Here is a 26878-nt window from a genome sequence, read left to right as displayed (position 1 = left end):
GATATATACACCATTTTGTTATCCATAGATGTCAAGTAAGGTATCTTACAGAAAAGATCTTTACTTCGCTTCTTCTATAATAGTCTTCATTCCTTTGATTTTCTCCCCCTGAATCAGATTCAAGAGCTGCTTCACCTTAGCCCGGCGAATAGCAACGAAAGCATAATGCTCTTTGACGTCAATCGCTCCGACATCTTCGCGGGTCAGATTTCCTTTTTTATATAAGAATCCGGCAATATCCATCCGGCTAAGTTTCTCCTTTTTTCCTTTACCTATATAAATGGTAGCCCAAACCGATTTCGGAGGACGGGGAGGATTTTCAGGTAACACTACTGTTTCCATATCTTCCGGAATATAAGGAGGAAGTTTCTCTTCGGCATGCAAAATCAGATAGGACGTTCCGGTAGCATCCCAACGTGCTGTTCGTCCATTGCGGTGCGTAAAAGCTTCTTCATTCACCGGCAAATGATAATGAACAATATGTCCTACCTCCGGAATATCCAGTCCACGGGCAGCCAAATCGGTAGAAATCAACACATGACAACTGCCGTTACGGAATTTGTAGAGCGCACGTTCGCGGTCCGGCTGTTCCATACCACCATGAAAACGTTCTGCAGACAGTTTTTTATCCGCCAATAACTGATGCACACGATCCACTGCATCCCGATGATTACAGAATACGATGCTCGAACTGCTTCCCAATGTACAAAGCAGATTATATAAAGTATCAATCTTATCTTTGGAAGGAGAAAGTACCTTCATCAGTTTCAAACGGGCCCCCTGTTCTTCAGAAGCGTCCGAAAGAAAATCCAACTTCACCGTGCGGTTCAATCCTGTAAATTCAGGAATCTCTTCAGCATCGGTAGCCGAAAGTAATATACGTTTTTTTAATCCCGGAAGCTGCGTGATAATCTCTGCCATTTCATCATGGAAACCAAACTCCAAAGATTTGTCAAATTCATCGATAATTAAAGTCTCAATGGTTTCAGGATTGAAATTTCCTTTCGACAGATGGTCGGTGATACGTCCCGGAGTACCGATGATGATAGCAGGATGATTACCCACTATACTCTTCTTTTCTTCAGCGATAGGATGTCCACCATAACAACAACAGGTTTTCCAGGGAGTCCCCATTGCTTTGAACACAGAGTCAATTTGTAATGCCAACTCACGTGAAGGAACCAGAATCAGCACCTGCACGCTGTCATCATTCGGTTTTAGGGTAAGAAGCAAAGGCAACAGATAGGCCAATGTCTTGCCCGATCCTGTCGGTGACAACAGTATAACGTCTTTTCTTCCGGTAGCTTGTTCAAGTGATGCTTCCTGCATCGGATTCAGCTCTTTAATCTTCAAATTGCGGAGAGCCGACTGTATAATTTCATTTTTCATACAATTAAACTTTAGCCATGCCGGTCAATATATAATAACCTTTCAGGTTGTTCTCTTTCATGTAAATGGTTACTTCTGTCCTACAAGCTGTTACTAATGCATATCCCGTTAAGTTCGAACTCATTGCTTTAACAAATGAATACTCTGTATCATTGTGGATGAAAGATATACGATGATATTCCATAACCTATTGTGTTTAAAAATTCTATTGTGTAGCCAAATATACGAATATAATAGATAAGTACAGATAAAAAAGGAGAACTATCTTTTAAACAGACATAAAATAGATAGAAAACATAGCGGAAAGACATCATGGAATACCCTAAAAAAGAAGCGGGAAATCCAAGAAGCACTACTGCTTTTCAGATTTCCCGCTCTGTTTTATATATTCTTTCCGGTCATTTTACCGACCGATTGTTCTCTTCCGCGAATTATCCTCCGAAGTTATCGAACATCAGGTTCTGTGCCGGAACGCCAAGATCGTCAAGCATCTTCTCAACAGCTTTCGACATCGGGCCAGGACCACACATATAGTATTCAATATCTTCAGGAGCTTCGTGATTCTTCAGGTAAGTTTCGTAGATTACGTTGTGAACGAATCCCGGAGTATACTTCACGCCTGCAGCATCAGCAGCAGGATCCGGACGGTCGAGTGCCAGATGGAAAGTAAAGTTCGGGAAATCCTTTTCGATCTGCAGGAAATCTTCCAGATAGAACACTTCATTCAATGCACGAGCACCGTAGAAGTATGACATCTTACGATCAGTAACGTGCAGCGTCTTGGTCAAGTGCATGATTTGTGCACGCAACGGAGCCATACCGGCACCACCACCAATCCACATCATTTCCTTGTTAGAATCCAGAATCGGGTGGAAGTCTCCGTAAGGACCGCTCATTATTACCTTATCACCTGGTTTCAGGGTAAAAATATAAGAAGAAGCGATACCCGGCATTACGTCCATAAATCCAGGACCCTGTTCTTTCGGTTTGAACGGCGGAGTAGCGATACGTACTGTCAACATGATACGGTCACCTTCGGCAGGATAGTTGGCCATAGAGTAAGCACGAATTGTTTCTTCGTCATTCTTACATTTCAGTCCCATCAAACCGAATTTCTCCCATGCAGGCAGATATTCGTCACCGATCAATTTTTTATCAATGTCCTTGTCATAATCCATTGAGAATTTAGGAATCTTGATTTGTGCGTAAGAGCCCGGGATAAAGTCCATGTGTTCGCCTTTAGGCAAAGCAACGATAAACTCTTTGATAAACGTAGCCACGTTCTTGTTGGAGATTACTTCGCACTCCCACTCCTTCACACCCAAGATAGATTCGTCGATCTTGATAGCCATATCACTTTTCACTTTCACCTGACAGCCCAGACGCCAGTGATCTTGTTGCTGTTTACGGCTGAAGTGAGGAACTTCAGAAGGCAGGATTTCTCCACCACCTTCGAGTACCTGGCATTTGCACTGTCCGCAAGAACCCTTACCACCACAAGCAGATGACAGAAATACTCCGTTTACAGACAGCGTATTGAGCAAAGTAGAACCGGAAGCCACTTCCAATTCCTTTTCGCCGTTGATTGTCAGTTTCACGTCTCCTGATGGCACCAAGAAATTCTTGGCAACCAACAAGATTACAACAAGCAACAGAATAACCACAAGGAATACCCCAATGCTCGCTAATATTAAATTCATATCCATTGTCTTATTCCTTTCTTTTTAGATGTTCAAACCAGAGAAACACATAAATGCGATTGCCATCAGACCTACTGTGATAAATGTGATCCCCAATCCTTTCAACGGAGCAGGTACGTCAGAGTAAGCCATTTTCTCGCGGATAGCAGCCAGACCTACGATAGCCAGTAACCAACCGATACCGGAACCCAATGCATAAGAGAGAGCATCCCAGATATCTCCAATGTATTTCGGATCGCTTGGAGCGAGATTGATACGTTGCTGCATAAACAGAGAAGCACCCATGATAGCACAGTTAACGGCAATCAACGGCAGGAAGATACCCAGTGAAGCATACAGCGACGGACTGAAGCGCTCTACCACCATCTCCACCAACTGCACGATACCGGCAATAACGGCAATGAAAAGAATAAAGCTCAAGAAACTAAGGTCGACACCTTCAATGATAGCATTAGCAGCCAGCACTTTGGTTTGCAACAAGTAGTTCACCGGAAGCGTTACCAGTAACACGAAAGTCACAGCAATACCCAGTCCTACGGCAGTCTTCACATTCTTCGAAACAGCCAGGTATGAGCACATACCCAAAAAGAATGCGAATATCATATTGTCCACAAAGATAGAGCGGACGAATAAACTTAATAAATGTTCCATATCTTTTAATTAAGAATTAAGAATGAAGAATTAATTACTTTCTTCTTGCAGTTCTTTGTGACGTGCACGTTGATACCATATAATGCAAGCTACGATAATCAATGCCATCGGCGGCATCAACATCAAACCGTTATTTACGTATCCGATATTCCGGATAGGCTCATAGTTCAGGATATTGAAACCGAGCAATGTTCCCGAGCCAAGCAGTTCGCGGAAGAAAGCGACGATTATCAAAATTTTGGCATATCCCAAACCATTACCTACACCGTCCAAGAAAGACTCCCAAGGACCATTCTGCATGGCAAATGCTTCCAGACGCCCCATCAGGATACAGTTAGTGATAATCAAACCTACATATACAGAAAGCTGAACACTTACATCATAAGCATACGCTTTCAGAACTTCACTTACAATAGTTACCAAAGCGGCTACCACTACCAACTGAACGATAATACGGATACGGTTAGGAATGGTTTTGCGCAACAATGAAATAACGACGTTAGCAAATGCAGTAATCACTGTTACTGAAAGTCCCATTACAATAGCAGGCTCCAGTTTTGCAGTGACAGCAAGTGCAGAACAGATACCGAGCACCTGTACGGTTACCGGGTTATCAATTCCCAACGGAGCAGAGAATACTTCTTTATTTCTCTTTGAAAACAGTTGTCCCATATTCTATCTTTCTCCTCCTTATTATTTAGTTAAAAAACTCAAGTAACTATTCAGGCAAGTCTTCAGCATGGCATCTACACCTACAGAAGTGATTGTACCACCAGAGATACCGTCCACCTGATATTCAGGTTTTTCCACCTTGCCATTCTTCACAACTCCAAGAGCAATAGAGCCATCCTCCAAAGTCTTCTTTCCAACGAATTCATTCTGGAAATGTTCGGTTGCAATTTCAGCACCCAAACCCGGAGTTTCACTAGCGTGTGAGAAATAAGTACCGTAAACGGTATCTTTATCCTCGTTCAGTGCAACATATCCCCAGATAGCTCCCCAAAGACCGGCACCATAAACAGGAACCACATATTTGGTCTGACCGTCCACTTCGCATACAAACACGTGCAGACGTTGTTGTTCTTTCGCTTCTTTCTCGTAGTTGGTAGCAAATTCACCTGTATTTTCAGTCAGCGTACCGTCTACGTTCATCAGCATGTCCCCTTTCACATATTTCTTATATTCAGCATCCGCATCTTCCACATTTTTAATGTTCAATGCAGCGAGTATCTGTTTCTTAGTGTCCAACTGCACATTCTTATCTTGTGTAGATTTCAATGAAGAACTAACGAATGCCAGCAGGAATGCTACGATAATAACCATTACCGAAGCATAAATGATAGTATAACTATTACTATTCGTATTCATTTTCTTTCGGTATTTATTGGTTAGACTTGATAGCGCGTTTTTCGCGACGGCTGATGTTACCCTGTACTACACAGTAGTCGATCAGCGGAGCGAAGATGTTCATCAGCAGGATGGCAAGCATCATACCTTCCGGATAACCCGGATTCAGTACGCGGATAACGATAGCCATCACACCGATCAGGAATCCGAAGATATATTTACCTCTTTCCGTACGAGCGGAAGTCACAGGGTCAGTAGCCATAAATACGGCACCGAAGCAGAAACCACCGAGAACGAGGTGTTCGTACCAAGGCATTTGAGCCATTGTGTTGTTTTCCATGCCGATTGAGTTGAATACCCATGCCATAAATGCACCACCGACAAATACGGAAATCATTGTCTTCCAACTAGCAACGCCTGTCCAAAGCAAGATAACCGCACCAATCAGAATAGCGATCACGCTGGTTTCACCGATAGAACCCGGAATCAGACCTGTAATCATATCCATGTTGAATGCAGGAACACTACCAGATGTAGCAGCTTGTCCCAGCGGAGTGGCAACGGTAAGTCCGTCTACGCTTTGTCCCAGACCGAAAATGCTGTCGCCTGATACCCAAACGGCATCACCGGACATCTTAGTCGGATATGCGAAAAACAGGAATGCACGCGTAATCAACGCAACGTTGAATACGTTCATACCTGTACCACCGAATACTTCTTTTGCAAAGATAACAGAGAATGCAGTAGCTACGGCAAGAATCCACAGCGGACAGTCAACCGGAACGATCATCGGGATCAAGATACCGGAAACGAGGAATCCTTCCTGTATTTCTTCTTTCTTCCATTGAGCCACCACGAACTCAATACCCAAACCTACTACATAAGATACGATAATTTTAGGCAGTACTGCCAGGAATCCGTATGCAAACATTTCGATAAAGCTGCCAGTAGCACCCGTGTGAGTGAAATGCTGGTAACCTACGTTATACATACCGAACAGCAAAGCCGGTACCAACGAAATAACCACAATCGACATGATGCGCTTGCTATCAATTGCGTCATGTATGTGCGTTCCCGTTTTCGCAGTCTTGTTGGGCACGAACAGGAATGTTTCGAAGCCGTCAAACACCGACTGGAATGCGTGGAATTTGCCGCCCTCTTCAAAGTTCGGCTTTATCTTATCGAGATAATTTCTTAACGCTTTCATTTATTAAATTGAGAATTGAAAATTGAGAATTGAGAAATAGCTACGCTGTGTTTACCAGAAGACAATTTCATAAAGTCTCAACTATCATTTTTTAATTTTTAATTTTTAATTCTTAATTCTCCTATGCCATTTCCGAACGGAGCATATCAAGTCCGGCACGAACGATGCGTTGCAGTTCCATCTTCGAAGAGCAGACGAATTCGCAAAGAGCGAAATCTTCAGGAGCCACTTCATAGATGCCAAGTGCTTCCATACGGTCGATGTCACCGGCGATGATTGCTTTAATCAGATATTCGGGCAGGATATCCATCGGGAATACCCTATCGTATTCACCCGACATAATCATGTGACGTTCGCCACCTTTGATGCGGGCATCCAGCGTATATTCCTTCTTACCCATCAACCAGCTGAAATAAGAATGGTTGGCACTGAACTGGTTGAAGCGCGGCATGATCCATCCGAGCATTTCGTGAATGTCGTCACCTTCGGGGATCACAGTCAGTTGGCTGTGGAATGCTCCCAAGAATCCGTTCGGAGATACTTGCTTTCCTGTCAGCACATTACCGCTGATATAGCGTAAGTCTTTGTCTTTTGTTACATTACCGGCAAACACGTTGGTGAGCAATGCGCCTACCCGGAGTTTGCAGTATGCAGGTTTCAACACTTCGGAACCTGTCACAGCTATTGTACGGGTGAAATCTACACGACCTGTATTGAAAAGGCGGCCAATGAAGATTACGGCTTGCGGATCAATAGTCCATACCGTTTCTCCCTTGGATACGGGGTCGAGATGGTTGATCTGAACACCTACATTACCCGCAGGGTTCGGTCCGTCGAAAGCGGTGATTGTAACATTCTTAGCCTGTGTCAGTGCAGCAGCGTTCTGTTTCACACTGATATTCAGATAGGTTTTTGCCAGTTTGGCAAGAGCATCAAGTCCTGTCTGGAAGTTTGTTTCTTCACCTTTGAGGGCAAACTCAAAATCCGGAGCTAACGGATTAGTGTCGAATGCGGATACAAAGATTCCTTTCGGAGTGACCGTCGGATCAGCAATGATGTCATAAGGGCGCTGTTTGATAAACGCGAAAAGTCCGGCTTCCAACAAAGCGGTTCTCACAGCTTCAGCATCCATCAAAGCAACATTCTTTTTTCCAAAATCTTCATAGTCCTGCTCTGCAGCAGCTTCCACTACGATGTTCAACACCTTACGACGAGCACCACGTTCAACACTCGTCACCACGCCGCTCACCGGCGAAACAAATTTCACTTCAGGATGATACTTGTCGATAAACAAGGGTCCACCAGCCATTACATACTCCTGCTCTTTCACGACTACCTTAGGCGTCACTCCAGGAAAGTCATCGGGTACGAGTGCGTAGAACCCCGGTTCTTTTACTGTTGCGTACGTTTCAGCAGCTTTACCTTTCAGGTTTATGTCAAGGCCTTTACGTAACTTTATTACATTTGCCATGCTAGATAAAATAATGGTTTCATAAATTTGCCGCAAAAGTAATAAATAAGATTGGGATTCGGGAGGAAAAAAGAAAGGAATTACGGAAAAATATCCGTAATTCCTTTCGTGTTCGTGCACGTTCTTTCTTTTGTCTCTTTGAAGCAAAAGAAAGAACCAAAGAAAAATTGGAGACCTCGCGGCATACAGGTCTATGCAAAGTGGTTATTCCTCTCCGGCAAACATAGGGTCCCAGGCAGGAAGTCGAATAGGTTTCTGTTTCAACACCTCAAGAGCTTTTTTCGATGCGTATTTCGTTTCTACTACCAGACGGAACATATATTCATCAAACCAGTCATCCGTCATGATGAGATGTCCTTGATAACCGGAGGTTGCTCCCCAACTATTTTCAACCATCCATTTCGTCGGTTTTCCGTTTTTGTCAAGATCGACGGCCATAAGAGTCATGGCGTGACTGGAGCCACTGGCGAAACTTTGGATGCGTTGCTTCTTGTTCATGCCAAAAGAAGTACCCATAAGGGATTCGTAATCGTAGTTTTTGACATCCAGTAAACCACGATCGGAGTTTAGGAATTTACCTACATCGCAAGAAAAATACATCATTGTGCTATCCTTGAGAGAAGAAATAGCCATTTCTTTGATGTCCTCGATGGGGAGATTGACATACGTCCAGTTTTTGCCGTCGTAACGGTGGCGGTCGTAGTCTATCTCATAACATTTATAATATTCACGGCTCGGATCGTTCATTAACATGACATAATTGTCAATCAGTTTTTCGTCACCATACTTCTTCAGGAAAGAAAGCGGAGTGTAAGTTTCGGTAGATACAGGCTCGCCTTTAGCGTTGTATTCAGTCCAGGTAAATTCAGTGGGAGGAACACCGAGATTCAGCACTAACATGCGATAGATGGTGCTCAACATTTCTGTTTTTGTTTTCTCAAGGGCAGCAGGTTTGGCACCTTGCGCAGCGAGATCACGGAGTTGAAGCCCCTGCTCACGAAGTTTTAGGGCGATCAGACCTGCCATGCGGGAGGTATTTTCACTGCTATTGGTTTCCGGCATCACATCTTTGGGAACAAGCCCGTATTTACTGACGATATCGGCTACACCGGTGAATGTTCCACCGTCACTCAAAGGATTGCGTAAGAGCCATTCCACCATTTTATCGTCCATCGGCTTACTGCTGGTGTCGATAATACCTTGTAGAAAGAGATTAGCTTTCTCCAGCTGATCGAAGAAGAAAGGATAAGTTTGCGAGAATTCGAACGAGCCGAGGTTATGCTTGGCAATCGCTTTGGCACGCATCACATTCAGACCAGTGAAAAGCCAGCAACGACCGGAAGATTTCTGATCGGTAATACCTTTGGAAGGCACTTTGATGGAGAAATGTGTATCCATCCCCTTCAGGTTATCCTGGTTGAGAGCCAGTTTACGGATGTCGTTGCTGCCGATAGCGTTGCGGATAGCCTTGTCGGCAGGAGTGTTTGCGTAACTCTGCTTGATTTGTTGCATCATGGAGTCGCTGATGCCACCTTTCACTTCTTGCGCTTGTGTAGAATAAGAAAAAGCACAGAAAACAAAAATTGATAAAATCTGTTTATTCATTGATATAAGTAATTAATTAATAGGCTGACGGATCATGATACACTAATAAATACAGTTTGAATGTATGAGATTAAATCATGCGATTTTATTTATCAGCATATCGGAAAACATCATATTCCGCAAAAATACGATTCTTTTTTAGATTTATTATCTAAGAATATCAAAACTAATTGGAATAAAAGAGTTTTCTTTGCAGTCAAATTCCTCACAGAGAAATTATGAAGAAATATATAATAGGAATATTGATGATGCTTCCATCCATCAATATGATGTCAGCCGCGGCTAACAGTACGGCAGTAAAGAGCGATGTAGATATTGAAGACATCCCGTCAGATACCATTCCTGCCCTTTCAAAGCGCGAGTTGCGCCGCCAGCGTGTAGCAAAACGAAATTTGCACTATAACATATTAGGTGGTCCCAGCTACACACCGGACTTCGGTGTATTGGTAGGCGGTAGTGCCTTGATGACGTTCCGGATGAATCCGAGTGATACCACCCAACGACGTTCGGTAGTGCCAGTGGCCATTGCCTTGATGTTCAAAGGTGGGCTGAACTTAATGACAAAACCACAACTTTTTTTTAAAGGAGACCGCTTCCGTATCTTCGGAACTTTTTCTTATAAAAATACGATTGAGAACTTTTATGGCATCGGCTATTCCACTAATAAAGATTATGAACGTGGAGAAGATACCAGCGAATACCGTTACAGCGGCATCCAAGTAAACCCCTGGTTCCTGTTCCGTCTGGGAGAAAGCAACATTTTTGCAGGTCCCCAAGTCGATTTGAACTATGATAAAATTACCAGGCCGGCTGCCGGAATGGTTAATGAACCCTCGTATATGGCGGCAGGAGGTACAGAAAGCGGATACGAAAATTTCAGCTCCGGACTCGGTTTCCTGCTGACGTATGACACACGTGATATTCCCGCAAATGCATATAACGGAACCTACCTCGACTTCCGGGGAATGATGTATAATAAAGTATTCGGAAGCGATAATAACTTTTACCGTTTGGAAATCGACTATCGTCAATACAAAACAGTAGGCCGCCGCAAGGTGATAGCCTGGACAGTGCAAAGCAAAAACGCATTCGGAAATGTGCCCCTAACAAAATATGTACTTAGCGGAACCCCCTTCGATCTTCGCGGTTACTACATGGGACAGTTTCGCGACAAGTCCTCGCATGTCATGATGGCCGAATACCGCCAGATGATAAATACGGACAAAAGCACTTGGGTGAAAAAGATGTTAAGTCATATAGGATATGTAGCCTGGGGAGGATGCGGATTCATGGGCCCCACTCCGGGCAAGATAGAAGGTGTGCTTCCCAACCTCGGACTGGGATTACGCATTGAAGTTCAACCCCGTATGAATGTACGTCTCGACTTCGGAAGGGACATGGTGAACAAGCAGAATCTGTTCTACTTCAACATGACAGAAGCCTTCTAATACCATTTTAGCAACGATCTGTGCACAATTTACACGCAAGATTGCAAAATAGATAATAAAAGACTGTACATAAATGAAATTAATCCTTATATTTGCGCAAGCTATAACACAGCAAGAGCAAATAATAGGATTTTTTTATGAAGCAATTTATATGTTTTTTTTCGGGGCTATTACTTCTATTCATCTCTACCACCCGTGTAGTTGCACAAGAAGTGTCTGACTATTCTCAACTAAATGAAGAAGATTATAGTAAAATAATTCTCCCCCCACTATCCGTTTTATTCGAAAACGCCAAGAACAGCCCTATTTATGAGATGGCGGACGTAAAAGCGAGAATCGAGCGCAAACTACTCCAAAAAGAGAAATGGTCATTTCTAGGTTTCTTCAGTTTACGGGGAAGCTATCAATATGGAATGTTCGGCAATGAGTCCACTTTTACGGACGTGGCAGTCGCTCCATACCTCACCTACTCCACCCAGGCACAGAATGGTTACACGGTAGGTGCAGGGCTAAGCATCCCTTTAGATGACCTATTCGACCTCAAAGGGCGAGTCAGCCGACAAAGGCTTACATTACGCAGTGCAGAATTGGAACGGGAAGTGAAGTACGACGAAATCAAGAAGAATATTATTGAGATGTATGCGATGGCTACCTCACAGATAAGAGTACTTAAAATGAGAAGTGAAAGTTTGGTACTTGCTAATGTGCAATATGAAATTTCTGAAAAGAATTTTGCCAACGGAACCATAGAATCTTCCGATTTGGCCGTAGATAAAGAAAGACAGTCAACTGCACGTGAAGCATATGAGAATAGCAAGTTTGAATTGACCAAAAGCTTGATGATACTCGAGGTTATTTCGCGTACTCCTCTAATACGAAAATAAAAGAATAAGATATGAACTTCATCATTTCTATCATACGAACCCTCTTTCGCCACCGCTGGCTGATACTGGTAGGGACTGCTATCTTCACATTACTCGTTTTCTACTACACACGCCACATGCGGGGTGGATACGATGTGAAAGCAACACTTTATACCGGAGTAGCTTCGGGATATAACTTGGAGAGCGATAAACGCACAGACTGGGCGACAGTACAAAATTCGATGGATAACCTGATTAGTATCATGCAAGCCGAGAGCACTCTGAAAAGAGTATTCCTGCGATTATTTGCCCGTGTACTTATCCAGGGAAATCCGGATAATGACAATGACGGAATCACTCCATCCAGCTACAATTACACCTACAACCACTTAATAAACAGTCCGCATGGACCGGAAATATTAAAGCTGATCGACAAATCGAGCGAAGATAAAACAGTTGCCAATCTGGAAGCATATATGCGTCCGAAAAAAGGTAACTATATCTATGAAATGTTCTACTACAATCACCCATTTTACAGCTACAATGCTTTGAAAAACATCAAAGTGCAACGTCGGCTCACAAGTGACTTGCTGGACATCAGTTATACTTCCGGCGATCCCGGCATAGCCTACAACACGGTAAGCATTCTGATGGACGAATTTGTGGAAGAATACCGCCGTATCCGTTACGGAGAGACAGACAAAGTCATCAAATACTTTGAGGAAGAGTTGAAACGCATCGGCAAAAAACTCAATTCGGAAGAAGAGGACCTAACTAAATATAACGTAGAAAAACGTATCATCAACTATCTGGATGAGACCAAAGAAATCGCGGCCATCAGTAAAGAATTCGAGCTGCGGGAACAAGATGCACTTTTTGCCTACAACAGTACCAAGTCAATGCTCGAAGAGCTGGAAAAGCACATGGATAGCAATGCCAAACAAGTGCTCAAGAATATGGAATTTGTGGACAAATTAAGAGAAGCATCCAATATCACCGGCAAAATCTCAGAAATGGAGGCCATGAGCGACTCCAAGCAAAAAGATACCGAATCTCTAACAGGTGACAAAAAACGATTAGGCGAACTTAAACAAGAATTGAATGATTTATCCACTTCCTACGTAAGTCATAAATACACTAAAGAAGGCGCTAGCCGAACTAATATCATCGACCAATGGCTAGAACAAACTTTATTGTTTGAAAAAGCCAAAGCCGAACTACAAATTGCGCAAAATGCCCGTCAGGAATTGAACGAACGTTACGTATTTTTTGCCCCTGTAGGTACCACCATCAAGCAAAAAGAACGCTCCATCAACTTCACGGAACGCAGTTACCTGACCGTGTTGCAGAGCTACAACGAGGCTCTGTTAAGAAAGAAAAATCTGGAAATGACTTCCGCCACATTGAAAGTGCTCAATGAACCTACCTATCCGATAGGGTCCAACTCAACCAACCGAAAACAGATTGTTATCGCCACTTGCATAGGAAGCTTCCTGATAATCATCGCTTTATTATTACTAATCGAAATGCTTGACAGAACTTTACGAGATGCCAGTCGCACCAAAAGAGTGACCGGATTTAAGGTAATAGGAGCAGTTCTCAATACAAAGTCCTCCCGTTATGGCGGACTGACCAAGACTTATGTTCAACTTTCCATAAAAGAATTGAGCAATTCGCTACTCCGCTTTCTAACTAAGCGCAGGTCCCCTGGCGTATTCATCATCAACCTGTTCAGTACGAGTGAAGATTCCGGAAAAGAAGAATTGGGAAACCTTATCTGCGGATATATGCAAAGCCGTATGCTGAATACAAGATTTATTATATACGGACAGGATTTTAATACGGATTCTACCCAATATCTGCTGGCAAAGAATATCACAGATTTCTATACTTTGCAAGGAGAGGACATACTGATAGTCGCCTACCCTCCATTATCAAAAAGTAACATTCCGAGTACTCTGCTACATGATGCCAATGCAAATGTTCTAGTGGCCCCGGCAGATCGTGGTTGGAAAACTATCGACAAGCAACTCTGCGAACAACTTATGGCGCAACTAAATAAGGCAAACGTCCCACTCCGCATATGCCTCACAAATGCTAACCGTGAAGCAATAGAGGACTTTACGGGACAACTTCCACCCTATACATTAGTGCGCAGAATCGGCTATCGTTTCAGCCAGTTATCATTAACAGAAAAAATCATATTCAATTTCAGAAGAAAAGCCAAAGAAGCCGAAGACGAGGACGATGACGAATAGAGTAACCACTTTCCACCTCCTGCTTGCTGTGCAGTTCATGTTGATCGCAGCAAGTATGTTTGTAAACATCAAGATAGGCCTATTCTCAACGGCACTTATTTTATTGTTTTCTACTATCTGTCTGATACAGCTCAGTAACGATGAAAACACTAACTGGAAGCCCGGACAAAATATAATGACCTATTTCTTCATTGTCTGGTTATTGTATTATATACTGGAGATACTGAATCCAAACAATGTGATGGAAGCTTGGAATATCAATCTCACACCTTATGCTCTCACCCCTTTGATATGCGCATTCGTCGTTCCAGTCATGATGCGTACCAAGAAAGATATTGAACTCCTACTAATTATATGGTCAGTATTTGTTTTGATATTCACCCTAAAAGGTTATTGGCAGAAGAATCATGGATTCAGTGCTAAAGACCTTTATTTTTTACACGCATTGGGAGGCGCACGTACTCATATTATCTGGTCGGGTATCCGCTACTTCTCCTGTTTCTCTGATGCAGCCAATTACGGTGTCCACGCTGCCATGTCTGCCGTAACTTTTGCCGTTGCTGCATTCTTTGTCGACTCCAAATGGAAACGTATCTATTTTCTTTTAATCGCTTTCTGCGGCATTTATGGAATGGGAATCTCCGGAACTCGCGCTGCTATGGGCGTTCTTATGGGTGGTATGCTGATGATAACCATCATAGCGAAGAATTGGAAAGCATTGCTGGGAGGCATATTCGTATCTATCGGTATTTTTGTATTTTTCTATTATACCAACATCGGGAACGGAAACCAATACATTCACAAGATGCGCTCCTCTTTCCATCCTACCGAAGATGCTTCATATCTCGTACGTGTAGATAACAGGATGCGAATGAAAGAATTGATGGCAAAGAAACCTATCGGATACGGTATCGGACTTTCTAAAGCCGGAAATTTTGAATCAAAAGAGCAAATGCCTTATCCTCCGGATTCATGGCTAGTCAGCGTATGGGTAGAAACAGGAATTGTCGGACTCATTCTCTATCTGGGTATACATAGCATTCTATTCGCTTGGTGCTCATGGCTACTGATGTTTAAAGTACGCAATAAGAGCTTGCGCGGATTAGTGGCAGCCTGGCTTTGTATGGATGCCGGTTATTTCATTGCGGCCTATGTCAACGACGTAATGCAATATCCCAATCCACTGACTGTATATATAGGATTCGCACTCTGTTTTGCCGCTCCTCATATAGACAAGCGCATCAGTGAAGAAGAGAAAGAAAAAGAACTAGTATCCACTCAAAAGACTGACGAACAAATGTGACAAACAATATGCCAGACATATCATTTATCACAATCTGCTACAATGGATTCAAAGACACATGCGAACTGATAGAATCACTACAGAAAAAAGTACATTCTGTAAGTTATGAAATCATAGTCGTAGACAATGCTTCACACGAAAACGAAGCAGCTAAAATACGCCACCTGTATCCCACCGTTGTCGCTATCCGCAGCAATGAGAACAGTGGTTTTTCCGGCGGAAACAATATCGGCATCCGGGCAGCAAAAGGCAAATATATATTCCTTATCAATAATGACACCTACATCGAATCCGACAACATCGCATGCTTAATAGAACGATTAGAAAGTCGTCCGGAAATAGGAGGTGTATCTCCCAAGATACGCTTTGCATTTCCACCGCAACACATACAGTTTGCCGGCTTCACCCCTTTGTCACGAATCACGCTACGCAATAACATGCTGGGCTTCGATTGTCCGGACGACGGAACATTCGACACTCCCCACTCTACCCCTTACCTGCATGGGGCAGCCATGATGCTCAAACGGGAAGTCATTGAAAAAGCAGGAATGATGCCCGAGATATTTTTTCTCTACTATGAAGAACTAGACTGGAGCACAAGCATGACCCGTGCCGGATATGAGCTATGGTACGATCCTCGCTGCACCATTTTTCATAAAGAAAGCCAGAGCACTGGACAACTTAGTAAATTGCGTACTTATTATCTGACACGCAACCGTCTGTTCTATGCCCGACGCAATCTGAAAGGGTTCAACCGCATCGCCTCCATTGTTTATCAGAGTACCGTGGCTGCTACAAAGAATAGTCTGGCTTTCATACTCAAAGGTCGTTTCGACCTGGCGGCAGCCATATTTTATGGAATAAACTCCGGACTTTTTCGCCCGTCATCCGATAAAAAGAGCATTGTCTCACCTGATAAATAAAACGTTGTGTCATAAATTCCAACTACTATGAATATCGTCGATTGGATTCTTTTTGTACTTTTCGCGCTTTGCGTATGTTATCTGTTGCTATACGCCATTGCTTCCAAGTTCTACCGGGCACCTCAATTTTCAGAAGCCCGTACCCTCCGACGTTTCGTCGTACTCTTCCCGGCTTATAAGGAAGACCGGGTGATCGTCTCTTCCGTACGCAGCTTCCTGGGACAGGAGTATCCGAAAGAGATGTTTGATATCATCGTTATCTCTGACCAAATGCAGTCTGCCACCAACGAACTCTTACGCTCCTTGCCTATCCGACTGCTGATAGCCGACTATAAAGACAGCTCCAAAGCCAAAGCACTGACAATGGCAATGGATGCCATCGACGGAATACCTTACGATGTAGTAGTTATCATGGACGCTGATAATCTGACTTCCCCGAACTTCCTGACAGAGGTAAACCGTGCATTCGATAGCGGTGTGCGGTGCATACAAGCCCACCGGACCGGCAAAAATCTGAATACAGACATTTCTGTTCTGGATGGCATCAGCGAAGAAATCAATAATGGCATCTTCCGCAGCGGACACAACGCACTAGGACTTTCAGCTGCATTATCCGGTTCAGGAATGGCTTTTGAAGCCGACTGGTTCCGACAAAACGTCCGACTTCTTGAAACAGCAGGCGAAGACAAAGAACTAGAAGTACTTCTTCTGCAACAACGCATTCACACCACCTACTTACCGGAAATTCCAATCTATGACGAAAAAACGCAGAAAGAAGAAGCCATCAGCAATCAGAGAAAACGCTGGATAGCTGCCCAATTCGGCATTCTCCGCAGTTCATTTTCCGGATTACAGAAAGCAATCCGCCAAGGTAACATTGACTACTGCGACAAGATAATTCAGTGGATGCTTCCTCCGAGACTGATCCAAATGGCAGGTGTTTTCGGACTGACATTCATTTTCACAGCCATCGGTATCTGGTCAAGTCTGAAAGGCGATTCCGGAAACGAATGGATGATAGCCATAAAATGGTGGATATTATCCATAGCCCAGATAGTAGCGATGATATTGCCCATACCAGGAAATCTGCTTAACAAACAATTGGGTAAAGCGGTCATAAAAATCCCGATGCTGGCGCTCACTACCATCGGCAATTTGTTCAAGTTGAAAGGAGCTTATAAGAAGTTTATCCATACAGAACATGGAGAAAACCATTCTTAAAGAAAATTTTCTTGAGAAACAGGAGAATATTTATAAAGAAATGAGACTCCCTAGAAACAAAAAACTTATATAAAAGAGAAAAACATCCCCACCACTAAAAAAGAAAGAATATGAAAATAGCCATTGAAGCCCAGCGTATTTTCCGCCCCAACAAGCATGGAATGGATTTTGTCGCTCTTGAAACAATTCGGGAACTACAAAAAATGGATCATGAAAATGAATACTTCATCTTTGTCAGTCCCGGTGAAGACAAGTGTCTGGAAAGTTCCGACAACCTACATATCATCGAGCTAAAATGCCCTACTTATCCATTGTGGGAACAGGTAGCCCTGCCGCGTGCAGTAAAAAGCATCAGGCCCGACTTGCTGCATTGCACCAGCAACACGGCTCCTCTGCATTGCCCTGTGCCTCTGGTTCTAACATTGCACGATATAATCTATCTGGAAAAGCGCCAGTCGTCCAGCCTGTCGTGGTATCAGGAGATGGGATGGCATTATCGCCGGTTAGTCGTTCCGCGCATACTCCCCAAGTGTGAGAAAATTATTACCGTTTCGCAGTTCGAACGGAAACGGATTCTTGAAGCGTTACATCTGCCGAAAAAGCAATTAGTGTCTGTATATAACGGTTTCAACAGCCATTTCCATTTGCAGCCCAAAGCTCCGGAAATTACCCGGAAATATATCGATGCAGACGAATATCTGTTTTTCCTGGGAAACACGGATCCGAAAAAGAATACTCCGAGAGTACTGAAAGCGTACAGCGAATATTTGAAAAAATCAACAAAGAAGTTACCATTACTTATTGCCGACCTTAAAGAAGATGCCATTGACCGGATATTGGAAGAAGAAAAGATGATGGATATCAAAAGTTATCTCCGCTTCCCCGGATACATTGCGAATACAGACCTTGCAGCGCTCTACGGTGGTGCATTCGCATTTCTATATCCCTCACTTCGCGAAAGTTTCGGTATCCCGATGCTGGAGGCGATGGCTTGCGGAACACCAATCATTGCAGGAAATACTTCAGCAATGCCCGAAATTGCAGGCGATGGGGCTTTATTGGTTGATCCATTCAGTCCCGAAGATATCACGGCAAAAATTTTGAAACTAGAAAATGATGAGACATTCTACCAGCAACAAGTAGAATACGGGCTTAAACGCAGCCAGATGTTTTCGTGGAGAAACACAGCAGAATCGTTATTGAATATATATAAGGAACTTTCTTTATCAAACATATGCCCCGTGTCTAAGTAAGACTCACTGTAAGATAACCTAAGAAACGATAAAACGAGAAAAGACTTGTGACCGAGTATATAAATACTTGTCACAAGTCTTTCTGTAGAGTACATTACATTTTTGAGCAGAATTCTTTCACCTCAAAACACGGACAAGCCTTAATCCACTCTTCGGGTTCGATCTCTCCGTTTCCGTTCAGGTCCGGACTCAAATCCCGATGTCCGCACACTCGGCAGCCGGGATAATCGCGCAAGAGCGTAAGGATCAATACGTGCATTGAATGAATCTGCCATTCGGTGCGGGTATCGGCAGGGCGACCATGGCAGTCGAGTCCGCCTTCATAGCAGATACCTATTGAATGAGCATTGTATCCCTTTGCATGCGCACCGATTCGTTCAATCTTGCGGGTAGTCTTTATATCTCCATTTTTGCGGATATAAAAATGATACCCCGTCCCGTTGAAACCACGCCGACGGTGGCACACTTCCAAATCTTCTTCCGTAAAATCCCTGTCCGCCCTTGAGGCGGAACAGTGGATCACAATCAAGTTGATGGTTCGCATAAACTCATCCCTCCGTTTCAGCAACCATCTGTACTCGTTGCACACATTCTTTGCTGCTACACTGCAGTGCCGCAGCCTGCGTCAGCTGTCCTCTCAACGAAAAGATCTCCGCATGCATTTCTTTCACTTTCGAACTAAGGTCGAAATAATCTTTCAACACTTTCTCCAACTGCTGCATCAAAAAAGTATATTGATCTTTCACCAGTTCGCTGAACTCTTTCACTTCTTGCGCCATCATCTGGCGCTTCTTGCGACTACTGCCCAGAAAGGGCAGAATCGTCATAATGATTTCGATGATTTTATCTAACATTTTAATAGATTGAGATGATAAATTGATAAATGGAGCACAAAGTCAATCAAAGCAGTTTATGCTGCCGGATCCGGAGCTTCTCCACCGCCGGAACCGCCGTCTCCCTCACCGTCGTCACCGGAGCCGCCACCGCCATCCCCAGCGGCGGATTTCTTATCCGTATACAATTCGAACATCATGTTATTATCCCCTCCACGAGTAGTTGCCGTGCTGTCATTGGCAAGGCGCAATGAGTTGTCGACTTTGAAACGAAGATTGATGCGAGTGATATTTTTCACCGTACAATCCTTTTCCTGTTCCACACCCGGACAGGTCAGCGTGGTATAAAAAATACCCAGCCCATCCACTTTCACCTTATTCCCCGCCACAAGCACTTTTTTCATCGCACGGACAAAGGACTTCATAACGTGCGACACGTCTTCCACCGAAAGCGAGCCGATAGATTCGATTTCCTGTGCCAGTGAATCGATTGAATAGATTTTCGACTCCCCAGCCTTGGGCTTGAGAAGATACATCATCGGTGATTTATCATCACCAAGCCGTTTTCTGCGCTTGTAGCGCACAACTGTAACTGTTGCCATATTAAAAAAATGTTTCTACGAAAAGAAGTACATTCTCCTTTTCTGTTGGTAAAACAAAGATACGACAACAGAATAGCGACCACCGGATTACAACGGACTACAACGGATTCTGCCGGATTAAAACGGATTATACCGGAATATATAGGATTATCTCCTAGTTTTCGAGAATCGGTATTCTATTATTTTCAATTCTTTTATGAATACACCCGAACATCTGCTCCCAAAATTTGCCTATCCCACTAAAAATGAGTAACTTTACTTCAAATACAGTAATCCAAAAGCACAACTATAAATGAAAACAAAAAACAAGATTCTCCCCGAACAAGAAGAAGAAAAAACATTCCAATACCGCACCTATGGGAAAGGCGAACTTGCCTTGTTGTACCTCCCCAATATCCTGCAACAAAGCGCAGTAGACCGATTCAACGAATGGATCGAAGCTGCACCCGGACTAAAAGAACGGCTCCTGGCCACCGGCATGAATCCACGTAGCAGATACTACACTCCCGCACAAGTAAGACTCATCGTCGAAGTACTCCAAGAACCTTAAATTAGATGATAGGTGATAAATGATAGGTGATAGTTGATTGAGCGACATATAGCTGATAATCGGTAAGCTCTGGCTATTGACATGCTTATCCCGCATAACTATTGTCTATTGCTTATTGTCTGCCATCTATCATTTATCAACTATCACCTATCATTTATCACCTATCCCCCATTAAATCTTTTTCCGGTAGCCAGCAGGAGTTGTCGAACATCGTATTTCGGACACGCTGGTCAACGGAGAGAGAAGGGTCATGAGATTCTTCACAGGGCAGGTATCGTCCGCTTACGGGATCGTAGATGAAGGATACCATTCCACCGACACCGAGATGCTTGAATTTCACCTTGTCCACATATACGCGGGTGACGCCGACCTCCTTATCGCGCTCCACAATGATGCCGTAATCCGCTTTGTTATAGAAATCGGCAGAGCCGTTGATGTCATACATTTCCACACGAGGGGTAATGCCCGTGACAGGGTTACGGTTCATTTTACGAGGATGGACTACGACCACAAGCAGGCAATTATGTTGCACGGCAAATTCTGTGAATTTATTCAACAGGTTGGAAATATATTGCGTTTCCGTCTGTCCCGGCTGCGGGTTGTGGTCAAAACGGTTGAGCGGGTCGAAGACAATGATGCGGCAGCCACGGCGGACAACGAGTTCATGAGCCTTGGCCAGTACACGATCCGGAGAAACATTACCTTTCAGAGAGATATGAGAGACATTTTCAGTCAGAAAATTTTCCGAGTTTGCAAGAAGCCCCTCCGTCATGCCACATCCGTTTTGAAAACGGTGTCCGGTGAGTTTCTCAATCAGTTTGCGGAGATGATAGACGATAGGAGTATTTTCCGGGCTAAAGAACCCGATTTTCCATTGATGCCGCAGGCAAAGACGCAACACTAATTCGTCCACCCATTCGGATTTCCCTGTACCGGGAACTCCGGTGACGTAGACACTTCGCCCACGTTCATACGTGCAGATCTTATCCATTTCCTCCCATCCCGTTTCCGCTCCGGGACCGAAGCCATTGTCGAAAAGAGCCCGCAGGTCGTCATGCAAGTCGGCAGCGGTGAAGATACCTTCGAGCGGAACTTCTGCTGCCTGTTCGATGGCGATACGGAGACTGGCGATACCATATTTACAGAGATGCTCGTTGGCATCTTTGCACTCCGGACCATAAGTCACCACCCGGCAGCGTTCAGCTCCCAGCCGGTTGATGAGTTCATTGCGCAACCGGATTCCGGCAGAATCGGCGTCGACAGCAATGATGATTTCTTCCAGATCCTCGAAGTGCGTCTCCATGAAGCGGTCGAGCCAGGAGAGGTTCGAATTGGCTCCGGCCGGCACGGAGATGACACTCTGAAATCCGGCGGCGATGGAGGAAGCAGCATCCAATTCACCCTCGTGGATGATGCAGGAAGTCTGCCCCAGGATGGAGTCGATGTTGTAGGGAATCAGTTCGGCACCCTGCACCATTTTGAAGAGTTTCGGGAGAGCACGAAACTTGGTGTTGATCAGTTGCTCCCCCTCAAAGTAGTTGAAACAGATGCAACGTTCCTTTTTGCCGGATTGCGGCATAAATTCCTCCTGTTCGGTGATGCGCAGGGCGGCTATGACGGACTGCGGGATGCAACGCGTCTCCACCAGCCAACGCTCCGTTTCTTCGGAAAGCGTGGTTTTCGAGGCATCAAACACCGGACGCTGGAAATGCTGCGGAATGGCTGCCGCACGACGTTTGCGAGCTGCCGCACGCTCGGCATTCTTACGCTCTTCCACATCATCGGGAACATAGAAATCAGCTCCACAATGGTAACAGTGGCAATGTCCCGTGTCGACGTTGACACGTAGCGAACGGTCGCGCTTGTTTTTCCGGGTAGGAAGACATTTTTTACAAATCGTTTTGAGGACTCCACTCGATTTACCGTGGATGTCGACATCATAGTTGGCAAAATTTCTCATAATTTTTTTCCTTTTTTCATTAAAAAAATAGTTTAAAATAATCATTCACACGCAGAGGACTTACCTGCCGGACGAGTGTCTGCCACCTGACGGACGAGCTTCCGTTACCTATCAGACGAACATCGGCCACCTGCCGGACGAAACCAGCCATCTGCCGGATTAATGCGCCCATCGTTTCTTCACATCATCCCACACAGCCGACGCATCGGGACGTGGCGGCGCATCAGCCGGAATGAGATGTCCCAGATACGTTCGCTGCCCGTCGACGACGCTTTCAAAGCGGTTTACACCCTTGTCGACCGTATTCTCAAGCTCTTTCAGCAAGGTTTCCCTCAACGTGCGGCAAGTAACGGAACCGGCTGCGATATAATTTGAAAAATACCGTTTCACGTCCTCCGGGAAAAGCAGTCCGGCTCCCTTGTCATAAAGGCGGATATGTTTTTTGAAGATTTCCAGAATAAGTTTTTGATGGTCAACAAAGAGCTTTCCCAAACCGGAATGTTGCCCGGCCAGCTCCATATATGACTGGAAAGTAGAAAGTTGATCCACCAACTTTTCCCAAGGCAACACGGGTTGTAACGGACAATGATTGCCTTCATCCGTCAAACGGCTCACACGGGACGTTTTTTTTATATTACTACTGTTATTATTTACAACAGAAATATTTCCTTTACTCTCCTCTTCTTTACTCTCCTCTTCTCTACTCTTCTGGTTTTCATTGGCTTTTCTCCCTTTATCGACGGGCGTTTCAGCACGTTCTACCACCTTTTTCGGACGCCCTCCTTTTTTACCGTTTTCGCTATTCGTTTTCCGCTTCTCTTCCAAGCTTTTCATCACCCTATCCAAGTAGGAAGAACGAAACATCTGCCGTTCCTCATCCACTTCGAAGAGATCGAATTCGCGAAGCACCCGCTCCACCGCCACTTCATCCATATCATACCGCCGGGCCATAGCCTTCAGTAAAACCGGTTTGCACGACGCCTCGTAAGCATCTTTAGTGCGCAGATGCAACAGCAACATCACATAAATTCCGAGTGCTTCCGCAGCATTCATCTCCGACATCATACTGGCAATATTGTCGTCATTCAACAAATTTACCTCCAAATTGAAATACTGATCTTTCTTCATTTTCAATCATCATTTATTCATTATTCCACATTTAATACTTCCGGGGCGCAAAGGTGCGAAATGTATTTTATTCCAGCTATCGCAAAAATGAGAGGGAGATTATATATTTTTTATCAGATCTTTGCCAAAAATTATTAATAACCCCAAACAATATGGATACAAAACGCAACCAAACTTTGGAAGAAATAGAAGAAAATAAAATAGTAAGCGAACATTACCAGAACAGAATAATGCTGATAAAAAAGCTCCTGAATACGTCACAGCTAGCCACAGTAGACCTATGCGTGCATATCAACATCAGTGAAGCCTCCTACTACCGTTACATAAATTTCACCAGTTATATGAAAGCAGACATTTTCATACATGCTTGCCTCTTCCTCAAGCAATATATCGAAAGCAACCACATTCCTTATACCCAAGAAGAAAAACGGCTTATAAAAACATTAGACCTGTTTCAGAGTTCCTCAAATAGTAACTTAAACAGCAATTAAAACACAGAAAAGAAGAAACTTATCATAAGTTTTATTACATTTGCCGATGTAATAAAAGTCTTTAAAACTCAAAAAATGAACGATAGCGAAACAGACAGCCAATCAATAAACGCACTGATCGTTTTCAGAGAAAACGGAGAAACCGACAATCTATTTGTTCCTATCTTATGCGATGCTATCAAAATGGCTGGAATTGATGTGAGATGCTCCCAAAAAGAATTCTGGGAATCGGACACGACTTATGACATCATCCATTTCCAATGGCCGGAGGAGGTAGTGGGATGGACATGCGAAGACCCCGACGTCATCCGCCGACTGAAAGAACGTATTGCCTTTTTCCGCTCGCGGGGGACTCATTTCATATACACACGGCACAACATCCGCCCCCACTATGCAAATGATATCATCAGCCGGGCCTACGACATCATCGAATCGGAAAGTGACATCGTGGTACACATGGGACATTACAGCCAGACGGAATTCATGCAAAAATATCCTGACAGCCGGAATGTCATCATCCCGCACCACATCTACCAATATACCTACAAGGAAGATATCAGCATAGAGCGCGCGCGCCAATATCTGAACCTGCCACAAGAAGCATTCATCGTCACCGCCTTCGGGAAGTTCCGCAACTGGGAAGAAATACGCATGGTGCTCGGAGTGTTCTGCAAATGGAATAAAAAAAACAAACTGCTGTTAGCTCCCCGATTCTACCCTTTTTCCAGATACAACAGCTATGGCAGAAATATCCTCAAGCGATGGGCTTCAAGAATAGGATATTATCTCGCCATACCATTACTCAACCGTATGTTCAACTTACAAGCCGGAGCCAATGATGAACTGATAGACAACTGCGACCTGCCTTATTACATCGCTGCTTCAGACGTGATATTCATACAACGGAAAGATATTCTGAACTCCGGCAATGTCCCCCTTGGCTTCCTCTACCACAAAGTGGTAATGGGTCCTAAAGTAGGAAACATCGGTGAACTGCTCTCCGAAACCGGTAACCCGACTTTCGATCCCGACAACAAGCAAGACATCCTGCGAGCACTCAAAGAAGCCCGTCGGCTTGCCACATGGGGACAAGGGGAAGTGAATTATGCGTACGGTATGGAAAACATGAGCATCCGCAAAGTGGGACAAGCATACGCGCAAACATATAAACAAGCAAGCAATGGCTAACAACATTAAGAGTCAACTATTTTCGGGGGTGTTTTACACAGCACTGGCCAAATACAGTGGCGTCGTCATATCCCTTGTCGTGGCAGGAATTCTGGCCCGTCTGCTATCACCGGACGACTTCGGCATCGTAGCTGTTGCCACCGTAATCATCGCCTTCTTCAACCTTCTCACCGACATGGGAGTGTCTCCCGCCATCGTGCAGCACAAATCACTGACTAAAGATGATTTGTCAAACATCTTCTCATTTACCATATGGACAGGTATCGGAATCAGCATCCTGTTTTTCGCTTCTTCGTGGATCATCGCCGATTACTACCAAAGCGACACCCTGCGCGTCCTGTGCCAACTGCTATCCGTCAACCTGTTCTTTGCCTCCGCCACCATCGTGCCGGGAGCCATGTTCTACCGGAACAAAGAATTTAAATTCATTGCCATCCGTAGCTTCATCATCCAGATTTCGGCAGGCGCAGCCGCGGTAACCGCCGCCTTCTGCGGAGCGGGACTGTACGCATTAATTATAAATCCAATCGTATCCAGCGTACTGATATTCGTGATTTCCTTTCAGCGTTACCCGCAACGGTTGCGTTTCACTCTGGGATTGACGGTGCTCCGGAAGATATTTTCCTATTCCGCCTATCAATTCCTGTTCAATGTCATCAACTATTTCAGCCGCAATCTGGACAAACTGCTGATTGGTAAATATATGAGTATGTCCGATCTGGGATATTACGAAAAATCGTATCGCTTGATGATGTTGCCCTTGCAGAATATCACGCAGGTAATCACTCCGGTGATGCACCCTATTTTCAGCGATTTCCAGAATGACAAGGGAAAGCTGTTGAGTTCCTACGAACGTATCGTCCGTTTCCTCGCCTTTATCGGTCTGCCGCTTAGCGTGCTGCTTTTCTTCACGGCAGAGGAAGTGACGCTTATTATTTTCGGCGATCAATGGATGCCGTCCGTACCCGTGTTCCGGATACTGTCGCTCTCCGTAGGGATTCAGATTATACTCTCTTCGTCCGGCTCCATCTTTCAGGCGGCAGGCGATACACGAAGTTTGTTTGTGTGCGGAGTGTTTTCGTCCTCGTTCAACGTAGCGGGCATCTTGCTCGGCATCTTCCATTTCAGAACGCTAACGGCAGTGGCCAGTTGCATCGTAGTGACATTCACCATCAACTTCATACAATGTTATTGGCAGATGTACCGGGTGACCTTCCGGCAAAGTGCCTGGACATTCATCCGTCAGCTTATTTCTCCGTTGGTAATTAGCATTTTGATAGCATTAGCCCTCATTCCAATGCAGTATGCGCTGGAAGAGATGAACATTTTTGTGACAATTATTGCTAAAAGTATCGTTAGTTTTATTATCTTTGGCATTTATATACAGATGACGCATGAGTATGACATTATCGGTAAAGTGCAGTCGTTAAGAAAAAAACAGTTTAAGAAAGAAAAAACAGAATAAACAACTATTGAATACAGAAAAA

26 protein-coding genes are annotated in these 26878 nt (G+C 44.3%); 11 read left to right on the top strand and 15 right to left on the bottom strand.

Features of this window, described 5'->3' with window-relative positions:
- Nucleotides 1-60 precede the first annotated feature (60 nt).
- From AB3G73_RS03525 to AB3G73_RS03485, 9 genes are all read right to left on the bottom strand, one after another.
- Nucleotides 61-1389 (bottom strand): DEAD/DEAH box helicase, encoded by a 1329-nt coding sequence (locus AB3G73_RS03525; protein ID WP_195649742.1) that lies wholly within the window; start codon nt 1387-1389, stop codon nt 61-63.
- A gap of 4 nt (nt 1390-1393) precedes the next feature.
- On the bottom strand, nt 1394-1573 hold the full coding sequence (locus AB3G73_RS03520) for a hypothetical protein (protein WP_148367246.1): 180 nt from the start codon (nt 1571-1573) through the stop codon (nt 1394-1396).
- Between the two features lie 247 nt (nt 1574-1820).
- Nucleotides 1821-3095, bottom strand: coding sequence for an NADH:ubiquinone reductase (Na(+)-transporting) subunit F (gene nqrF / locus AB3G73_RS03515; protein ID WP_148367248.1), 1275 nt, complete (start codon nt 3093-3095; stop codon nt 1821-1823).
- Nucleotides 3096-3113: 18 nt separating this feature from the next.
- Nucleotides 3114-3740: an NADH:ubiquinone reductase (Na(+)-transporting) subunit E gene (gene nqrE / locus AB3G73_RS03510; RefSeq protein ID WP_148367250.1), complete on the bottom strand. Its 627-nt coding sequence runs from the start codon at nt 3738-3740 to the stop codon at nt 3114-3116.
- 30 nt (nt 3741-3770) lie between these two features.
- Nucleotides 3771-4412, bottom strand: coding sequence for an NADH:ubiquinone reductase (Na(+)-transporting) subunit D (locus AB3G73_RS03505; protein ID WP_148367252.1), 642 nt, complete (start codon nt 4410-4412; stop codon nt 3771-3773).
- Between the two features lie 21 nt (nt 4413-4433).
- Nucleotides 4434-5108 (bottom strand): Na(+)-translocating NADH-quinone reductase subunit C, encoded by a 675-nt coding sequence (locus tag AB3G73_RS03500; protein ID WP_148367254.1) that lies wholly within the window; start codon nt 5106-5108, stop codon nt 4434-4436.
- Nucleotides 5109-5121: 13 nt separating this feature from the next.
- Nucleotides 5122-6294, bottom strand: coding sequence for an NADH:ubiquinone reductase (Na(+)-transporting) subunit B (locus tag AB3G73_RS03495; RefSeq protein WP_004306321.1), 1173 nt, complete (start codon nt 6292-6294; stop codon nt 5122-5124).
- 121 nt (nt 6295-6415) lie between these two features.
- The gene (locus AB3G73_RS03490; protein ID WP_367742803.1) at nt 6416-7765 is read right to left on the bottom strand and encodes a Na(+)-translocating NADH-quinone reductase subunit A; all 1350 of its coding nucleotides are present in this window, start codon (nt 7763-7765) and stop codon (nt 6416-6418) included.
- Between the two features lie 204 nt (nt 7766-7969).
- Nucleotides 7970-9370: a C1 family peptidase gene (locus tag AB3G73_RS03485; RefSeq protein WP_234132242.1), complete on the bottom strand. Its 1401-nt coding sequence runs from the start codon at nt 9368-9370 to the stop codon at nt 7970-7972.
- 218 nt (nt 9371-9588) lie between these two features.
- On the opposite strand from AB3G73_RS03485, the gene AB3G73_RS03480 reads away from it, so the two are divergent.
- The 7 genes from AB3G73_RS03480 to AB3G73_RS03450 all read left to right on the top strand — a co-directional run bounded on the left by AB3G73_RS03480 (nt 9589) and on the right by AB3G73_RS03450 (nt 18639).
- Nucleotides 9589-10818, top strand: a complete 1230-nt coding sequence (locus AB3G73_RS03480; protein WP_167511893.1) for a BamA/TamA family outer membrane protein — start codon at nt 9589-9591, stop codon at nt 10816-10818.
- Between the two features lie 137 nt (nt 10819-10955).
- Nucleotides 10956-11702: a TolC family protein gene (locus AB3G73_RS03475; protein WP_195649747.1), complete on the top strand. Its 747-nt coding sequence runs from the start codon at nt 10956-10958 to the stop codon at nt 11700-11702.
- An 11-nt stretch (nt 11703-11713) separates the two neighbouring features.
- On the top strand, nt 11714-13939 hold the full coding sequence (locus tag AB3G73_RS03470) for a hypothetical protein (RefSeq protein WP_217722252.1): 2226 nt from the start codon (nt 11714-11716) through the stop codon (nt 13937-13939).
- Nucleotides 13929-15242: an O-antigen ligase family protein gene (locus tag AB3G73_RS03465; protein ID WP_367742793.1), complete on the top strand. Its 1314-nt coding sequence runs from the start codon at nt 13929-13931 to the stop codon at nt 15240-15242. Before AB3G73_RS03470 ends, AB3G73_RS03465 begins: the two co-directional genes overlap by 11 nt.
- Nucleotides 15239-16165 (top strand): glycosyltransferase family 2 protein, encoded by a 927-nt coding sequence (locus AB3G73_RS03460; protein WP_148367264.1) that lies wholly within the window; start codon nt 15239-15241, stop codon nt 16163-16165. Before AB3G73_RS03465 ends, AB3G73_RS03460 begins: the two co-directional genes overlap by 4 nt.
- Before the next feature lie 27 nt (nt 16166-16192).
- Nucleotides 16193-17386 (top strand): glycosyltransferase family 2 protein, encoded by a 1194-nt coding sequence (locus tag AB3G73_RS03455; RefSeq protein ID WP_148367266.1) that lies wholly within the window; start codon nt 16193-16195, stop codon nt 17384-17386.
- Between the two features lie 110 nt (nt 17387-17496).
- The gene (locus AB3G73_RS03450; protein ID WP_367742791.1) at nt 17497-18639 is read left to right on the top strand and encodes a glycosyltransferase family 4 protein; all 1143 of its coding nucleotides are present in this window, start codon (nt 17497-17499) and stop codon (nt 18637-18639) included.
- A 94-nt stretch (nt 18640-18733) separates the two neighbouring features.
- On the opposite strand, the gene AB3G73_RS03445 is transcribed toward AB3G73_RS03450, so the two are convergent.
- Genes AB3G73_RS03445 through AB3G73_RS03435 form a run of 3 tightly spaced genes read right to left on the bottom strand, consistent with a single transcriptional unit; the run spans nt 18734 to nt 20074 of the window.
- Nucleotides 18734-19183 carry an N-acetylmuramoyl-L-alanine amidase gene (locus AB3G73_RS03445; RefSeq protein ID WP_258980444.1) on the bottom strand — a complete coding sequence of 150 codons (450 nt, stop codon included), beginning with the start codon at nt 19181-19183 and terminating at the stop codon, nt 18734-18736.
- Between the two features lie 4 nt (nt 19184-19187).
- A complete protein-coding gene (locus AB3G73_RS03440) occupies nt 19188-19493 on the bottom strand; it encodes a hypothetical protein (protein WP_032852146.1) in 306 nt (101 codons plus the stop codon).
- A gap of 56 nt (nt 19494-19549) precedes the next feature.
- Entirely contained in the window at nt 19550-20074 is a 525-nt protein-coding gene (locus AB3G73_RS03435) for an HU family DNA-binding protein (RefSeq protein ID WP_117933107.1), read from the bottom strand.
- Between the two features lie 292 nt (nt 20075-20366).
- On the opposite strand from AB3G73_RS03435, the gene AB3G73_RS03430 reads away from it, so the two are divergent.
- Nucleotides 20367-20624 carry a DUF4248 domain-containing protein gene (locus tag AB3G73_RS03430; RefSeq protein WP_004311607.1) on the top strand — a complete coding sequence of 86 codons (258 nt, stop codon included), beginning with the start codon at nt 20367-20369 and terminating at the stop codon, nt 20622-20624.
- A gap of 157 nt (nt 20625-20781) precedes the next feature.
- On the opposite strand, the gene AB3G73_RS03425 is transcribed toward AB3G73_RS03430, so the two are convergent.
- The 3 genes from AB3G73_RS03425 to AB3G73_RS03415 are packed head-to-tail and all read right to left on the bottom strand — an operon-like array spanning nt 20782 to nt 23712.
- The gene (locus AB3G73_RS03425) at nt 20782-22584 is read right to left on the bottom strand and encodes a bifunctional DNA primase/helicase (RefSeq protein ID WP_148367276.1); all 1803 of its coding nucleotides are present in this window, start codon (nt 22582-22584) and stop codon (nt 20782-20784) included.
- 19 nt (nt 22585-22603) lie between these two features.
- Nucleotides 22604-22756 (bottom strand): hypothetical protein, encoded by a 153-nt coding sequence (locus AB3G73_RS03420; protein WP_258980441.1) that lies wholly within the window; start codon nt 22754-22756, stop codon nt 22604-22606.
- A complete protein-coding gene (locus AB3G73_RS03415; RefSeq protein WP_148367280.1) occupies nt 22744-23712 on the bottom strand; it encodes a DUF4373 domain-containing protein in 969 nt (322 codons plus the stop codon). Before AB3G73_RS03415 ends, AB3G73_RS03420 begins: the two co-directional genes overlap by 13 nt.
- 152 nt (nt 23713-23864) lie before the next feature.
- On the opposite strand from AB3G73_RS03415, the gene AB3G73_RS03410 reads away from it, so the two are divergent.
- The 3 genes from AB3G73_RS03410 to AB3G73_RS03400 all read left to right on the top strand — a co-directional run bounded on the left by AB3G73_RS03410 (nt 23865) and on the right by AB3G73_RS03400 (nt 26856).
- Entirely contained in the window at nt 23865-24203 is a 339-nt protein-coding gene (locus AB3G73_RS03410; RefSeq protein WP_148367282.1) for a hypothetical protein, read from the top strand.
- Between the two features lie 75 nt (nt 24204-24278).
- On the top strand, nt 24279-25391 hold the full coding sequence (locus AB3G73_RS03405; protein WP_217722264.1) for a glycosyltransferase family 1 protein: 1113 nt from the start codon (nt 24279-24281) through the stop codon (nt 25389-25391).
- Entirely contained in the window at nt 25384-26856 is a 1473-nt protein-coding gene (locus AB3G73_RS03400; RefSeq protein WP_217722266.1) for a lipopolysaccharide biosynthesis protein, read from the top strand. The genes AB3G73_RS03405 and AB3G73_RS03400 overlap by 8 nt, the downstream gene beginning before the upstream one ends.
- Nucleotides 26857-26878: the final 22 nt, after the last annotated feature.

It is taken from the genome of Bacteroides sp. L008 (genome assembly GCF_040812255.1).
In the GTDB taxonomy this organism is placed as follows: domain Bacteria; phylum Bacteroidota; class Bacteroidia; order Bacteroidales; family Bacteroidaceae; genus Bacteroides; species Bacteroides vicugnae.
Note: the sequence above shows the minus strand (reverse complement) of the source record. Positions and strands in the feature narration are given on the sequence as shown.

Bases quoted from the DNA above. Each gene is read 5' to 3' on its own strand.
- AB3G73_RS03525 (WP_195649742.1), bottom strand. From the start codon at position 1,389: ATGAAAAATGAAATTATACAGTCGGCTCTCCGCAATTTGAAGATTAAA.
- AB3G73_RS03520 (WP_148367246.1), bottom strand. From the start codon at position 1,573: ATGGAATATCATCGTATATCTTTCATCCACAATGATACAGAGTATTCA.
- nqrF (WP_148367248.1), bottom strand. From the start codon at position 3,095: ATGGATATGAATTTAATATTAGCGAGCATTGGGGTATTCCTTGTGGTT.
- nqrE (WP_148367250.1), bottom strand. From the start codon at position 3,740: ATGGAACATTTATTAAGTTTATTCGTCCGCTCTATCTTTGTGGACAAT.
- AB3G73_RS03505 (WP_148367252.1), bottom strand. From the start codon at position 4,412: ATGGGACAACTGTTTTCAAAGAGAAATAAAGAAGTATTCTCTGCTCCG.
- AB3G73_RS03500 (WP_148367254.1), bottom strand. From the start codon at position 5,108: ATGAATACGAATAGTAATAGTTATACTATCATTTATGCTTCGGTAATG.
- AB3G73_RS03495 (WP_004306321.1), bottom strand. From the start codon at position 6,294: ATGAAAGCGTTAAGAAATTATCTCGATAAGATAAAGCCGAACTTTGAA.
- AB3G73_RS03490 (WP_367742803.1), bottom strand. From the start codon at position 7,765: ATGGCAAATGTAATAAAGTTACGTAAAGGCCTTGACATAAACCTGAAA.
- AB3G73_RS03485 (WP_234132242.1), bottom strand. From the start codon at position 9,370: ATGAATAAACAGATTTTATCAATTTTTGTTTTCTGTGCTTTTTCTTAT.
- AB3G73_RS03480 (WP_167511893.1), top strand. From the start codon at position 9,589: ATGAAGAAATATATAATAGGAATATTGATGATGCTTCCATCCATCAAT.
- AB3G73_RS03475 (WP_195649747.1), top strand. From the start codon at position 10,956: ATGAAGCAATTTATATGTTTTTTTTCGGGGCTATTACTTCTATTCATC.
- AB3G73_RS03470 (WP_217722252.1), top strand. From the start codon at position 11,714: ATGAACTTCATCATTTCTATCATACGAACCCTCTTTCGCCACCGCTGG.
- AB3G73_RS03465 (WP_367742793.1), top strand. From the start codon at position 13,929: ATGACGAATAGAGTAACCACTTTCCACCTCCTGCTTGCTGTGCAGTTC.
- AB3G73_RS03455 (WP_148367266.1), top strand. From the start codon at position 16,193: ATGAATATCGTCGATTGGATTCTTTTTGTACTTTTCGCGCTTTGCGTA.
- AB3G73_RS03450 (WP_367742791.1), top strand. From the start codon at position 17,497: ATGAAAATAGCCATTGAAGCCCAGCGTATTTTCCGCCCCAACAAGCAT.
- AB3G73_RS03445 (WP_258980444.1), bottom strand. From the start codon at position 19,183: ATGCGAACCATCAACTTGATTGTGATCCACTGTTCCGCCTCAAGGGCG.
- AB3G73_RS03440 (WP_032852146.1), bottom strand. From the start codon at position 19,493: ATGTTAGATAAAATCATCGAAATCATTATGACGATTCTGCCCTTTCTG.
- AB3G73_RS03435 (WP_117933107.1), bottom strand. From the start codon at position 20,074: ATGGCAACAGTTACAGTTGTGCGCTACAAGCGCAGAAAACGGCTTGGT.
- AB3G73_RS03430 (WP_004311607.1), top strand. From the start codon at position 20,367: ATGAAAACAAAAAACAAGATTCTCCCCGAACAAGAAGAAGAAAAAACA.
- AB3G73_RS03425 (WP_148367276.1), bottom strand. From the start codon at position 22,584: ATGAGAAATTTTGCCAACTATGATGTCGACATCCACGGTAAATCGAGT.
- AB3G73_RS03420 (WP_258980441.1), bottom strand. From the start codon at position 22,756: ATGGGCGCATTAATCCGGCAGATGGCTGGTTTCGTCCGGCAGGTGGCC.
- AB3G73_RS03415 (WP_148367280.1), bottom strand. From the start codon at position 23,712: ATGAAGAAAGATCAGTATTTCAATTTGGAGGTAAATTTGTTGAATGAC.
- AB3G73_RS03410 (WP_148367282.1), top strand. From the start codon at position 23,865: ATGGATACAAAACGCAACCAAACTTTGGAAGAAATAGAAGAAAATAAA.
- AB3G73_RS03405 (WP_217722264.1), top strand. From the start codon at position 24,279: ATGAACGATAGCGAAACAGACAGCCAATCAATAAACGCACTGATCGTT.
- AB3G73_RS03400 (WP_217722266.1), top strand. From the start codon at position 25,384: ATGGCTAACAACATTAAGAGTCAACTATTTTCGGGGGTGTTTTACACA.